The 13,323-nt window shown below is 71.8% G+C and carries 9 protein-coding genes; 3 read left to right on the top strand and 6 right to left on the bottom strand.

Translation table 11 applies throughout. The features are described 5' to 3' along the window. Positions 1 to 3 precede the first annotated feature (3 nt). The 6 genes from AW273_RS01175 to AW273_RS01150 form a co-directional block, all read right to left on the bottom strand. A complete protein-coding gene (locus AW273_RS01175; RefSeq protein WP_083949421.1) occupies positions 4 to 1,437 on the bottom strand; it encodes a DUF2079 domain-containing protein in 1,434 nt (477 codons plus the stop codon). Then, positions 1,437 to 3,098, bottom strand: coding sequence for a glycosyltransferase (locus AW273_RS01170; RefSeq protein WP_063909799.1), 1,662 nt, complete (start codon positions 3,096 to 3,098; stop codon positions 1,437 to 1,439). The genes AW273_RS01175 and AW273_RS01170 overlap by 1 nt, the downstream gene beginning before the upstream one ends. Beyond that, positions 3,095 to 4,921 carry a glycosyltransferase family 2 protein gene (locus AW273_RS01165; protein WP_157555507.1) on the bottom strand — a complete coding sequence of 609 codons (1,827 nt, stop codon included), beginning with the start codon at positions 4,919 to 4,921 and terminating at the stop codon, positions 3,095 to 3,097. The genes AW273_RS01170 and AW273_RS01165 overlap by 4 nt, the downstream gene beginning before the upstream one ends. Beyond that, a complete protein-coding gene (locus AW273_RS01160; RefSeq protein ID WP_062344303.1) occupies positions 4,918 to 6,444 on the bottom strand; it encodes a glycosyltransferase family 2 protein in 1,527 nt (508 codons plus the stop codon). Before AW273_RS01160 ends, AW273_RS01165 begins: the two co-directional genes overlap by 4 nt. After that, positions 6,441 to 6,905: a hypothetical protein gene (locus tag AW273_RS01155; protein WP_062344301.1), complete on the bottom strand. Its 465-nt coding sequence runs from the start codon at positions 6,903 to 6,905 to the stop codon at positions 6,441 to 6,443. The genes AW273_RS01160 and AW273_RS01155 overlap by 4 nt, the downstream gene beginning before the upstream one ends. A 105-nt stretch (positions 6,906 to 7,010) precedes the next feature. Then, positions 7,011 to 8,468, bottom strand: a complete 1,458-nt coding sequence (locus AW273_RS01150) for a glycosyltransferase family 2 protein (RefSeq protein ID WP_062344299.1) — start codon at positions 8,466 to 8,468, stop codon at positions 7,011 to 7,013. Positions 8,469 to 8,686: 218 nt separating this feature from the next. On the opposite strand from AW273_RS01150, the gene thrC reads away from it, so the two are divergent. From thrC to rho, 3 genes are all read left to right on the top strand, one after another. After that, positions 8,687 to 9,730, top strand: coding sequence for a threonine synthase (thrC, locus tag AW273_RS01145; RefSeq protein WP_062344297.1), 1,044 nt, complete (start codon positions 8,687 to 8,689; stop codon positions 9,728 to 9,730). 20 nt (positions 9,731 to 9,750) lie between these two features. Next, complete coding sequence (thrB, locus tag AW273_RS01140; RefSeq protein WP_157555506.1) at positions 9,751 to 10,647, top strand: homoserine kinase; 897 nt, start codon at positions 9,751 to 9,753, stop codon at positions 10,645 to 10,647. 398 nt (positions 10,648 to 11,045) lie between these two features. Beyond that, complete coding sequence (rho, locus tag AW273_RS01135) at positions 11,046 to 13,019, top strand: transcription termination factor Rho (protein WP_062344295.1); 1,974 nt, start codon at positions 11,046 to 11,048, stop codon at positions 13,017 to 13,019. Positions 13,020 to 13,323 lie beyond the last annotated feature (304 nt).

Below are 13,323 nucleotides of genomic sequence, written 5' to 3'. Positions count from 1 at the left end.
TTCCTAGGGTCTGCGCAGCACGACGAAGCCGCCCTCGTCGAAGACCGTCACGTAGCCCGCGGAGCGGAGCCGCGCCACCTCGGCCACCTGGTCTTCGATCCGGTCGAACGGGGTGGTCTTCCAGCGGGTGAAGGCCACGATCCACGGCGGGGTCTCGTAGTCGGGCCGCGGCTCCCACAGGATCACCGGGTTGCGCGCCGTCAGGCTCGCCCCCACCGGCAGCGCCGCCGCGACCATCGGCCCCGGCGGCACCGCCGCGACGGCTCTCCGCGCGATCGCCACATAGGCCGGCCCGGGCGAGAGCTCGGTCTTCACGATCGTCCCGTACGCGAACATCGGCGCCGTGACCAGCCCGGTCACCAGCACCCCGGCCGCCCACGTCACCCGGATCCGGGGCCCGAACCGGGCGATCCCGTCGACGGCGGCCAGGAACAGCGGGATCGCCAGGAACGCGTTGTAGTGGAACGGCACCCCCCACCAGTGGGGATAGGACGACAACATGCGCTCGGCCAGCAGTGGCAGTGACAACAGCGCCAGCGGCGACAACAGGCACGCCCCCAGCACCATCAGCAGCAACCAGCCCATCGTGATCAGCTTCTCCGACGGGCTGCCGAACAGGGCCAGCGTCTGCAGCGGATGCGTCACGACGTGGACGAGCGCGTCGAACGGGCCGTCGCCGAGGTCCTCGTAGCGCCAGTAGAAGCCGTCGCGTCCGCCGAAGAACGGGATGAGCACCTTGGTCGCGACCAGCACGGCCGCCACCCCGCCGACGACCAGCACACCCCCCGCTCGCCACCGGCCGCGGGCCGCCAGATAGAGCCCGAACCCGGCGACGACCAGGCCCATGTCCTCTTTGGTGAGGAGCAGCAGGCCGCCCATGACCAGCGCGGTACGGTTCCGGCCGGCGTCGTGCCGCTCGACCATCCACGCGATCAGCGGCGGCGCGAACGCCACCTCGTGGAAGTCGAACTCGACGGCCTGGGCGACCGGCCAGCAGACGACGTACGCGACCGACACCAGATAGGCGGCGGCGGCGCCGAGGCGGCGGCGGGTGAACGACCACAGCGGCGGCACGGCCAGCGCGAACAGCACCCCCTGCGCGACGAGCAGCGACAACGGGCCGTCGTTGATCCAGTAGAGCGGCGCGAGCAGCGCCAGGATCGGCGACCAGTGGTCGCCCAGCAGCGAGAACCCCTCGTCGTGGAAGCCGTCGAGATACTCCTTGGTCACCGACTCGGGCAGCCGGAACTCCGAGTAGCCGCGCACGCCCTGGTCGAAGATGGCCAGGTCGAGCACCCCGGCCCGCATGCCGCGCAGCTCCAGGTAGCCGACGAGGCCGTATCCGGCGGCGGCGAGCAGGACGATCAGGGCGACCCAGGGGCCATGACCACGGGCGGCCGCCCGCACCGGGAGGCCGCGACTCAGCGTGAGGGTCATCAGCCCAGCAGCCGCCGGGCCTTGCGCAACGCCCGCTTGAACACCGTGCGCTCGCCGCGCCGTTGCAACCGCACCGTCTGCACCCGCCAGTTCTCTGCTTTCGCCTGCCAGCGCGCCGTGTCGGCGGTGCCCTTGGCGGCCTTCTTCTCCAGGGCGGCGACCTGCCGTTCCAGCGCGTGGACCCGCTTCTCCAGCCGCCCGGCGGCGATCTTACGGTCGATGGCCAGGGCCCGCCAGTGGGCCGCCTCGGTGTTCCGGCTCACGATGGGCGGCTTGACGCCGGTGTCGACCACGGAGAACCCCAGCTCCTCGCCGTCGAGCCATTCGGAGCCGTACAGCTCGTGGACGACGTCGTCGAACTCCTCGCCGTCCTTGATCACGTGGTGGACGCGGGCGACGGCGGACGTGCGTTCGAGCCGGGCGGTGACGATGCCCTCGTGCGTCTCGGTCAGGGCGATGTGCAGCAGCCCGAGGTCGGCCTTGTCGGCCTTCTCGATGAGGGTGACCAGGGTCTCCGCGCCGATCGCCCAGCCGGGCGGGCAGACCAGCCGGAACGGGGCGGGGGCCGAGGTCGGGCCCGGATCCTCGGCGAGACGGACCCGGCCGTCGTGCTGGTAGCCGCCCTTGATCAGCCGGGCGTCGAGCCTCGGGTCGTCGAAAGCGGAACGCCGGCCCTCGTGCAGTTCCGGCCAGTCGCCCACCAGGGTCACCCGCACGTCGGGCAGCGTGCTGACCAGCGCCGCGTCGGCCGTGCCGCGCACGTTCTCGTAGCTCGCGCCCCGGGTGTCGACGACCACGTCGACGTAGGGCACCAGCCACTGGCGGCCGCCCTCGGTGCGCAGGAACCGCCGGTAGGGGATGCGGTCGGCGACGAACGGCGCGTTGTAGCGCTTCACCTCGCTCTGCCGCCGCATCAGCGTCGACCGGCCCAGGTGCCAGGCAGGCGCGCCGAGTTCGGGCACGAACACCGCGCCCGCCTGGGTGAGCCGGTAGCCGAGGTCGGTGTCTTCAGCCAGCACGAGCGAGGTGTCGATGCCGCCGGCCTGCGTCCACAGGGCGTGGTGCTGGGAGACGCTGGCCCCGACGTGGAGTCGGTGCAGCAGCGGGCTGGGGGCCTTCCGGAGGCCGTCGTACTCGTCGACGAGCTTGTGCCACCAGGCGTGGCCCTCGCACTCCTCGAACAGCGTGCCCTCCCGCCCCTCGCGGACGGCCCGGCCGAGCTCGCCGACCGGCGGCAGGTCGGTCTCCGACGTGGTGAACCGGAGCGAGCCCAGAACGACCAGGTAGTCGGCCGCGTGGTGCCACCGCATGTGGGCGCTGACGTGGCCGCGCGAGGGCACCACGTCGGCGTCGAGCCGCAACACGACCTCGCCGGTGGCGTGGCCGAACCCGGTGCGGACCGCCCACGCGATGCCCCAGCCCTCGTTGGGCACCAGCCGCACCCCCGGCGGCACCGAGAGCGGCCCGCCGTCGTCGACGACGATCACCTCCATGAGGTGGGCCGGGTAGTCCTGCGCGGCCAGCGCGGCCAGCGTCAGGTCGAGTTTCGGCTGGCAGGCGCGGGCCGGGATGACGATCGACACGGTCTTGCCGGGTTGCCAGGAGCCGGGACCCGGCGGCACCAGCACGCCGTAGTCGTTGCGGGGCACGCGAGCCGTCATGACCTGCCTCCCGGGAGCTCCATCAGGGCGTTGGGCCGGAACCCGCGCCACTGCCGCTTGTTGCGCTTGAGGAAGGTGCCGATCGGCTCCCGCCAGGTGTGCTCGGTGGCCTTGCCCCGCCGCAGGATGTAGCCGAGGCCGTGACCTCGGTAGATGGTTCCTCCGGCGGCCTGGACCGCGTGCTGGAACTGGGTGTCGACCGATCGGGGCAGCGGGCGGAAGCCGCCCACCGCGTCGAAGGCCGAGCGGGTGGCCAGAATCGTCCCGCCGGCGATGAAGTTGGTCACCTGTTCGGTGATCTGCTGGTGGTGGACGGTCACGTCGATGGCCGCCAGATACACGAACTCCGGCGAGGTGCCCATCACGTCGGCGCCGCTGTAGGAGTGGGCGAGCAGCAGGTCGGCCAGGAAGTCGGGGCCGTACCAGTCGTCGTCGTCCATCTTCAGCAGCATCGACCCGGAGGCCCGTTCGGCGGCGGCGTTCAGCACCGACCCGAAGGCCTGGGCGTGCGGCGCCTGGTAGACGGTGAGCGGCCGGTCGAACTTCTCGATCGCCGCCGCGACGCCGGGGTGCTCGCGGGGCACGCCGTGCAGCGCCAGCACCACTTCGAGGTCGGCCTCGCGCTGCCGGCCGGCCTGTTCGAGCGCGAACGCCACCTGGTCGGGCCGCCGGGTGGCCAGCAGGATCGAGGTGGTCGGCAGATACGACCCGACCGCGCCGAGCCGCGCCCAGCGTTCCTTCACCCCGTGGTCGCGCAGCGCCCGCCGCCGCAGCCGGATGCTGTGCTCCTCGCGGGTCAGGTCGTCGTCGAGCACGCCTTCCGGGGCGTCGCCGAGCAGGGCGACCAGACCGGGGCCGAGCGCTCCCGCCCACGCCGGGACGTGGTCGCACACCAGCGGCACCCCGGCCGCGGCCAGCCCGGCCACCACCCTGACGGTGGTCAGCGGACCCGTGGTGCCAAGCGTGTGGCCGCGCCGCCAGTCGATCGTGACGCCGCGCAGCTTGCGGACCCGGTTGACGTCCATGACGGTCACCGCGCCCGACGCCGCGATCCGGGTGAGGACCGTGCCGTCGAGGCGGATCACCCAGGCGTCGTCGACGACGGTGAGCTCCCCGACCCCCTGCGTCGGCACGCTGACGAACCCGATCGGGTTGACCGACCGGTCGTCGACCGGCGGCATCAGCGCGGGATCGGTCAGCCCGGCCGCCAGCAGCTTCTCGCCGCCGGGACGCCCGATCTCCTCCCAGCTCGGCGACCCCGTCCGGTCGACGACCACGGCGTCGCCCGCCCAGGGGGCCGACGCGTCGGTCCGGACCACCAGGTCGCCCGCGGGCGCCCCGATGCGGATCGGCATCGGGCCCTCCGGGTCGGCGACGGCCGCGTTGGGGTCGCCCGGCCGCCAGTGGGCCGCGCCCGGACCGGCCAGCACCGGCACCGGCGAGGCGATGGCCTCCAGCCGGTTCCCGGCGAACGCGCGGGCCACGGCCGTGACCACCCGGCCCGAGGGCGTCGGGGCGTTGAAGGTGACGTCGACCTGCCAGCCGGCGCCCTTCTTGAACGTGCGGACCTCGGTCAGCGCCCGCCACCGGTGGGCGGGGGTGAGCGACGGGTTCGGCGCGGTGAACCAGTGAGGCGCCTCGGCGACCACCACCGACACCTTCGACGCCTTGGGCAGCGCCGACTGGAGGGTCATCGCCCGGCGCAGGTCGGTGGGGGTCTTGGCGAGCACCGTCACCTCGGCGAGCTCGACCTCCGGATCGAGGGTGAGCTCGCCGTCGAGGTCGCCCTCGCCCTCGTCGAAGCCGATCGTGTACGTCGTCATCGGCCCCTCCATCGCCGCTTGGCCGGCGGCTGGGCGGCGAGCTTCCCGGCCTCCGCCTTCCACCGTTCGGCCTCGGCCCGGTGCTTGCGCGCCTCCGCCTTGTGCTTCTCGGCCAGCGCCCGCCACGTCTGCGCGTCGCCCTTGACCGGCTCGGCCTCCGCCAGCGGGACGACGCCGAACTCGGCCCCGTCGACCCAGTGGGCGCCGAACAACTCGTCGACCACGTCGTCGGGGTCTTCGCCGGGGAACAGCCGGGCCCGGTTGTAGGCGGCCGTCCGCTCCAGCCGGGCCGTCGCCACGCCGTCGTGGGTCTCGGCGAGGGCGGCGCAGACCAGCCCGTAGCCGTGGGTCTCGGCGAGCTTGACCAGCCGGGCGACGCTGTCGGCGCCGAGCGCCCAGCCCGCCGGGAGGGTCAGCCGGTAGGGGGCCCGCACCACGCGGTTGACGCGGGGTTCGCCGGCGTAGAGGTTGCCGAGCAGCCGCAGGTCGAGCATCGGCTCGTCGAGCGAGGCCCGGCGGCCGGTGGGCAGCCGCTGCCAGGGGCCCTCGATGGTGACGGAGAGGTCGTGGATCGTCCCGGCCAGGGCGTTGTCGACGGTCCCCCTGGTCTCCTCGTAGGTGGTGGCGGCGACGACGACCTCGACGTACGGGACCGAGTAGATCCGCCGCGGATGGGTGCGCAACCAGCGGAGATCGGGGATGCGGTCGGCGAACAGGGTCCAGTTGTGCCGGTGCACCTCCTTCTCCCGGAGCATCACGGTCGACTTGCCGACGTGCCAGCTCAACGCCTCGGCGTCGGGGACGAACACGGCCCCGGCCTGGGTCAGCCGATAGCCGAGCTCGGTGTCCTCGCCCATGTTCATCGTCACGTCGACGCCGCCCGCCCGCGCCAGCATGGCCGCCCGCACCGAGGTGGTGGCGCCGGAGTGGAGCCGCGACGGGTTCGACCGCGCGTCGCGCAGGTGCCGCGTCTCGGCGAGCGTCTTCTCCAGCCACACGTGCGGGTGGACGTCCGCGCCGGTGAACAGGTCGGCCGCCCGTCCGGCGGAGACCTGGGCGTAGACCTCGCCGGGAGCGGGCTGCTCGGCGGAGACGAACGTGATCGTGCCGTGCACGACCACGTATTCGGCCAGGTGGTGCCAGCGCATGTGGGCCTCGACGTGCTCGCGGTCGAGCAGCATGTCGGCGTCGAGCCAGTGGATCACGTCGCCGGAGGCGGCCGAGGCCCCGGCCTGCCGGGCGGCGCCGCGCCCCCACGAACCGGCGGGCACCCGGACGATCCTGGTCCGGTGGGGCGCCAGCGGCGGGAGCGCCAGCGCGGGCGTGCTGCCGTCGTCGGCGACGACGACCTCGGTCAGGTCGGCCGGGTAACTCTGCGCCGCGAGCGCGGCGAGGGTGCGGTCAAGGGCGTCCTGACACTGGTAGGCCGGGATGACGACGCTGACGGACAGGCGTGGGGTCCAGGCGCCCAGCGGCGCCGGGCGCAGGGGGCTCCAGTCGTTGTGCCTGATCCGTGCCGTCAACGCTCGCCCGCATCGGTCCTCACCCGGGGCGGCGCCCCGGTGATGCGGCGGATCTCCTTGATTTCTGCCTCGACCTCGTTGCGCAGGAACATCGCGTTGACGCGGTCTTCGCCGAGGGCGGCCAGCACCGCGCGCAGGTCGTCGTCACGGCGGGCCGCTCCTTCGGCCAGCAGCCGGGAGGCGCCGGCCAGCTCACTGGAGACCGTGCCCAGCGTGCCGGTGACGCGGGCGAGGTCGGTCTCGAGCTTCTTCACCCGCGTGTCGATCCGCTGGGCCTTGCCGTCGAGCCGCCGCACGCTGAACAGCAGCAGCGCGAGCGCGGCCAGGCATCCTCCGGAGAGCACCAGCGACAGGGCGTCGGCCACGGGAAGCGCGCCCATCAGGACGAGGGCCGCGAGAGCGGCCAGGACGACCGTTCCGGCTGCCGCGCCGAGCATCGCCAGACGGCGGAGCGTGGGCATCTTTTGTCAGCCTCCGTGTCAACCGGGAATGGATCGGGATTCTATTGGAAGATCTCTCATGATTCGTTGGCGCGAATACCGAAATTTTGCCGTCGAATCGACATGTCATGACGTCAAACGGCGAAACAACCCTAGCCCTCGGCGCTTCTCCTGAGGCATGTCGGAGCCGGGATCGGGGCCCGGCCAGAAGAGCGCGGGGGCGGCCCGCCTGACCCCGTGTGTCTGGCGGATGACATCGTGTGGGGTTTCCCCAGGCCCGGCCAGCAACAGGGCGCGGGAAACCGCTTCGGTGCGTTCCATGACCGCCTCGGTCCCGGCCGGCGACTCGGTCACCAGCACGCCGAGCCGCCCGTCTGTCATCGTGCGTGTCATGCGCTCAAGGGTCTCGGCGGCGAGCGGCGCGTGCACCGATCCCCGGTAGCGGAACGGGACGGGGAAGGCCGTCGCCGGGGCCCGGTCGGCCAGGTGGACGCGTGGATCGCCGCGCATGCTCTCGCTGATCAGGCGCAACTCGAACTCCTGGCCCGCCATGGCCTCGCCGCGCCCCGCCCTGACCGACGACCAGGGGGCGGTGAGCAGCACCCGCACGTCGGCGATCGAGCCGGTCAGCGCCGACTCGACCGCGTCGCGGACCTCCCGCTCGCTCGCCTTCGACACGTCGAACACCACTTCCACGTACGGCGTGTGCCACGTACGCCCACGCTGTTTGCGCAGGTCGCGGCGGAGCGGGATGCGCTGCGCGTGGTAGGGCTCCACGGCCTTCACGGTGGCCGCCCGGTTGCGCTTCTGGGCCGGCACCCCCATGTGGACGGCCTTCGCCGACAGGTCGGGCACGAACACCGCGCCGCCCTGGGCCAGCCGGTAGGCGAACTCGGTGTCCTCGCCCCGGTGCACCTCGGCGTCGAGCCCGCCGACCGACTCCAGCAGGGCGCGGTGCAGCGACAGGGTCGGGCCGGTGACGACGTGGTAGGGGTTGCGGCTCTTCTTCATGCCGTCGAGCCGCAGGATGGTGCGCTCGGTGCTGCTCGGCGTGGCCTTCGACAGGTCGATCAGCTCGTCCAGCCGGTCGGCGGCCACCGCCTCGGCGACCTGCTCGGGGGTGAGCGGGGGAGGTTCGACGAAGACCTTGGCGCCGATCGTGACCAGATAGTCGGTCAGGTGGTGCCAGCGCAGCAGCCGTTCGAGGTGGTCGCGGTAGACGACCATGTCGGCGTCGAGCCGCTGCACGACCGTGCCCTCGGTGACGGCGATCCCGGCGTTCAGCGCGAAGGCGGGCCCCCAGCCGCCGGGCCCCGAGCGGATGACCCGGGTGTTCTCCGGCCGGATCTTCGGCAGCCGCAGCGGCGGCAGGCTCCCGTCGTCGACCACGACGACCTCGGTCAGATGGGCGGGATAGGTCTGCGCCGACAGGGCGGCCAGGGTGAGGTCGACGAGCGGCTGGTTGCCGTGGGCGGGGATGACCACGCTGACCGGGAGGTGCGGCGCCCAGTGACCGGCCTCCGGCGGCGACAGCGGCGAATAGTCGTTGTGGCGGATCCGGGGCCGGGCGGCGGTGCCCGTCACGATGCCTTCTCCTTCACGCGATCGCCGGTCTTCTGCGGAACGGTGATCGACAATAGTCAGCCTCCCTGGCAGATTCCTGAGAGCGTAATAGGCGGACAAATAGGGCTTGCTACCCCGCATTCGGCGGGTCGTCCCACCTGGCGGACGCCGAATCCCGGATCTCGAACGTTTGCCCGTAGACTCGGTGCCCGATAACGCAGGTGACATGGAGGATCCGCATGTCCAGGGTTTGGCGTGGACTCATCGAGGAATACCGCGACCGGCTTCCCGTGAGCGCGACGACGCCCGTGGTCACCCTTCTCGAAGGTGGCACCCCGCTGGTTCCGGCGCCGAAGGTCTCCGCGCTGGTCGGCTGCGACGTGTTCCTCAAGGTCGAGGGCCTCAATCCGACGGGCAGCTTCAAAGACCGCGGCATGACCGTGGCCATCAGCAAGGCCGTCGAAGAGGGCGCCCAGGCGGTCATCTGCGCCTCCACCGGCAACACCTCGGCCTCGGCGGCGGCCTACGCCGTGCGCGCCGGGCTGACCTGCGCCGTGCTCGTGCCGCGCGGCAAGATCGCGATGGGCAAGCTGGCCCAGGCGCTCGTCCACGGCGCGAAGCTGCTCCAGGTCGAGGGGTCGTTCGACGACTGTCTCGAAATGACCAAGAAGCTCGCCGAGAACTATCCGATCGCGCTGGTCAACTCGGTGAACCCGCACCGCCTCCAGGGCCAGAAGACGGCCGCCTTCGAGATCGTCGACGCCCTGGGCGCCGCGCCCGACGTCCACTGCATCCCGGTCGGCAACGCGGGCAACATCTCCGCCTACTGGATGGGCTACCAGGAATACGCCGCGAAGCCGCCGAAGATGTTCGGCTTCCAGGCCAGCGGTTCTGCGCCGATCGTCAACGGCGCGCCGGTCACCCACCCCCACACCATCGCCACCGCCATCCGCATCGGCAACCCGGCGTCGTGGAAGCTCGCCGAGGCGGCCCGCGACGAGTCGGGCGGCGTGATCCAGGCGGTCACCGACCGCCAGATCGCCGCCGCCTACAAGCTGCTGGCCCAGGGCGAGGGCGTGTTCGTCGAGCTCGCCTCGGCCGCCAGCGTGGCCGGCCTGCTCCAGGCCCACGAGCAGGGCCTGCTCCAGCCGGGCCAGCGGGTGGTCTGCACGGTCACCGGCAACGGACTGAAAGACCCCGACTGGGCCATCTCCGGCGCCCCGGCCCCGGTCACCATCCCGATCGACGCCTACGCGGCGGCGGCCGCACTCGAACTCGCCTGATTCATTTGCGGGAGCACCCTTTGACCGTTCTGGTGCGCACACCGGCGACCAGCGCCAACCTCGGCCCCGGATTCGACACCCTCGGCCTGGCCCTCGACCTTCACGACGAGGTGACGGCCTCGATCGGCGGTCACCAGACGGTCGTCGAGGTCGAAGGGGCGGGCGCCGGCGAGGTCGACACCGGCGAAGGGCATCTGATCGTGCGGACGATGCGCCGCACCTTCGACGAGATCGGCGTCGCGCAGCCCGAAGGGATCCGGCTGACCTGCGTCAACCGGATCCCCCACGCGCGCGGCCTGGGCTCGTCGTCGGCCGCGATCGTGGCCGGCGTCCTGGCCGCCCGCGCGCTGGCCGAACGCCTGTCGGGCGCCGTCTTCGACGACGACAAGACCCTCGCGCTGGCCACCGCCATCGAGGGCCACCCCGACAACGTCGCGCCCTGCCTGCGCGGCGGGCTGACCATCTCCTGGGACTCCGGGGTGCGCAGACTCACCCCTCACGCCGACATCCGGCCGGTGGTCCTGATACCCCCGTTCCGGTTGTCCACAGAAGAGGCGCGTGGGCTGCTCCCGGAGAAGGTCCCGCATTCCGACGCCGCCGCCAACGCGGGCCGGGCCGCGCTGCTCGTCGCCGCGCTGACCGCGCAGCCGGACACCTCGGTGCTGCTGGCGGCCACCGAAGATCGTCTCCACCAGAGATACCGCGCGCCCGCCATGCCGCAGACCGCCGATCTGGTAGAACGTCTGCGGTCGAAAGGGGTCCCCGCGGTCGTTTCGGGGGCGGGCCCCACGGTTCTTGCGTTTTCCACGCCGGATACGCAGGATTTGATCGAGCCCGAAGTGGGTATCGACTGGCAAATCCAGCCACTGAACGTCGACCCTTCCGGTGCGACCGTTCAGTTTCCCGAGACACGCTGATGCCTCTTCGACCTTCAGGGAATAGCTGTGTGCGCCGGTGATGTTAGGCTGATAGCCGCACCAGGTGCCCCCGTGTTGGGTGCGTGCTTGTCATTCGTACATCGCGGTTCCTCGCACAGCCGAAGCCGCCGTGGCGATTTCCCTGAACTCACCTCCTCCCTCCGCCGACGCGGCAGGGGGCGGCGCGTTCGGAGACATGCGCGTTCGAGCCACCTCGACATCTGGTCGGTCGTGGCATCCCAGGGGGTCTCCCCTGGAAGCCTGCCGCTCGTGATTCTCGGCACCCGGCTCGACCGCACGAGATCCACGAAGCCCGACCCGGTCTGTCCCGCCGGGTCGCATAACCGGGACGGCGGAATCAGACAGACCGGCGCCCGACCCCTGGGAAGGACCCTTAGTTGAGCGACACCACCGAACTCCTCGCCGACGCACCCGTCGGCGACGCCCCCACGACCGCGCGCCGTCGCCGCTCCGGCACCGGCCTGTCGGCCATGGTGCTCCCCGAACTGCAGGCGATGGCCTCCGGTCTCGGCATCAGCGGCACCGGCCGGATGCGGAAGAGCCAGCTCATCGCGGCCATCCAGGAGAAGCAGGGGGCGGCGGCGCAGCCCGCCGCGGAGAGCAAGCCCGAGCCCAAGAGCGAGCCCAAGGCGGAGGCCGCCCCGGCTGAGCGGCCCACCAGAACCCGCCGGGAACGTTCCTCCCGCGCCGCCGCCGCGGCGCCCGCCGAGGCCCCGGCCGAGGCTCCCGCAGAGCGTGTCGAATCGGCCCCGCCGGCATCCCTCGAGCCTACGGTGCAGACGACCCCGACCGTCGTGGAGCAGTCCGAGGCCCCGTCCGAAGGCCGTGAGCAGCGCGGCGACCGCCGCGAGCGTCGTGGCCGCGGGGAGCGCGGCGAGCGCCGTGAGCGCCCCGACCGCGGCGACCGAAGCGACCGCCAGGACCGCGGCGACCGTCAGGACCGCGGCGAGCGCGGCGACCGCCAGGAGCGCGGCGACCGCAACGAGCGTGGCGACCGTGGGGGCCGCAACGACCGCCAGGACACCCGCCAGGACACCCGCCAGGACCGCCAGCAGGACACCCGCCAGGACGGCCAGGGCCAGAACCAGGGCGGTCCGGGCCAGGGCGGCCCGCAGGACGACGACCCGCGCGGCCGTCGTGGCCGCTTCCGCGAGCGCAACCGCCGCGGCCGCGACCGTTTCGGCGACGCCAGCGAGCCCGTGGTCAGCGACGACGACGTCCTGATCCCGATCGCCGGCATCCTCGACATCCTCGACAACTACGCGTTCGTCCGCACCAGCGGCTACCTGCCCGGCGCCAACGACGTCTACGTCTCGCTGGCCCAGATCCGCCGCAACGGCCTGCGCAAGGGCGACGTCATCACCGGCGCCGTCCGCCAGCCGCGCGACGGCGAGCGCCGCGAGAAGTTCAACGCGCTGGTCCGCCTCGACACCGTCAACGGCATGGAGCCCGACCAGGCCCGCCAGCGCCCCGACTTCAACAAGCTCACCCCCCTCTACCCGCAGGAGCGCCTGCGGCTGGAGACCGAGCCCAACATCATGACCACGCGGATCATCGACCTGGTCAGCCCGATCGGCAAGGGCCAGCGCGGCCTGATCGTGTCGCCGCCGAAGGCCGGCAAGACGATGGTCCTCCAGGCCATCGCCAACGCGATCACCCGCAACAACCCCGAGTGCCACCTGATGGTCGTCCTCGTCGACGAGCGTCCGGAAGAGGTCACCGACATGCAGCGGTCGGTCAAGGGCGAGGTCATCCACTCGACCTTCGACCGCCCGGCCGAAGACCACACCACCGTCGCCGAGCTGGCCATCGAGCGCGCCAAGCGCCTCGTGGAGCTGGGCCACGACGTGGTCGTCCTGCTCGACTCGATCACCCGCCTGGGCCGCGCCTACAACCTGGCCGCCCCCGCGTCGGGCCGCATCCTGTCGGGTGGTGTCGACTCCACGGCCCTCTACCCGCCCAAGCGCTTCTTCGGCGCCGCCCGCAACATCGAGAACGGCGGCTCGCTGACGATCCTCGCGACGGCCCTGGTCGAGACCGGCTCGAAGATGGACGAGGTCATCTTCGAGGAGTTCAAGGGCACCGGCAACATGGAGCTCAAGCTCAACCGCTCCCTGGCCGACAAGCGCATCTTCCCCGCGGTCGACGTCGACGCGTCCGGCACCCGCAAGGAAGAGATCCTCATGGGCAAGGACGAACTCCAGGTCATCTGGAAGCTGCGCCGCGTGCTCCACGCGCTCGACATGCAGCAGGCCCTGGAGCTCCTCCTGGAGAAGATGAAGGAGACCAAGAGCAACGTCGAGTTCCTGATGCAGGTCCAGAAGACCACCGTCAGCAACGACCGCGACTAGAACCTGATCTAGAGCTCTCACGGCGATCTCCGCGATCGCCGGGCGAAAGACCCCGGGCGCCGTCCGGGGTCTTTTTCTTGCCTCCGTCACGGCTCTCGCCCACCCTGCCCCGCCCGCCGCCGCCGAATCCCGCCGTAACCGGCGCCGACCGGCCGCGCAGGGCCCGCACCGCGACGGCCGACACATACCCCGATCAGCAGTATTCGTCGAAGTCAGGACCGAACGGATCCGCTGCGGCCATCTCTGACATCAAGGGGCAAATCGGGGGGTTACCCCCACCCCGGTCGCTCCATACCCCCGGCAG

The sequence above is a fragment of the Herbidospora yilanensis genome (assembly GCF_001570565.1).
GTDB classification, from domain to species: domain Bacteria; phylum Actinomycetota; class Actinomycetes; order Streptosporangiales; family Streptosporangiaceae; genus Herbidospora; species Herbidospora yilanensis.
The sequence above is the reverse complement of the archived record's forward strand: the minus strand, read 5'-3'. Positions and strand labels throughout refer to the sequence as shown.

Coding starts and splice junctions, on each gene's coding strand:
- AW273_RS01170 (WP_063909799.1), bottom strand. CDS start 3,098: ATGACGGCTCGCGTGCCCCGCAACGACTACGGCGTGCTGGTGCCGCCG.
- thrC (WP_062344297.1), top strand. CDS start 8,687: ATGTCCAGGGTTTGGCGTGGACTCATCGAGGAATACCGCGACCGGCTT.
- AW273_RS01155 (WP_062344301.1), bottom strand. CDS start 6,905: ATGCCCACGCTCCGCCGTCTGGCGATGCTCGGCGCGGCAGCCGGAACG.
- AW273_RS01175 (WP_083949421.1), bottom strand. CDS start 1,437: ATGACCCTCACGCTGAGTCGCGGCCTCCCGGTGCGGGCGGCCGCCCGT.
- AW273_RS01165 (WP_157555507.1), bottom strand. CDS start 4,921: ATGACGACGTACACGATCGGCTTCGACGAGGGCGAGGGCGACCTCGAC.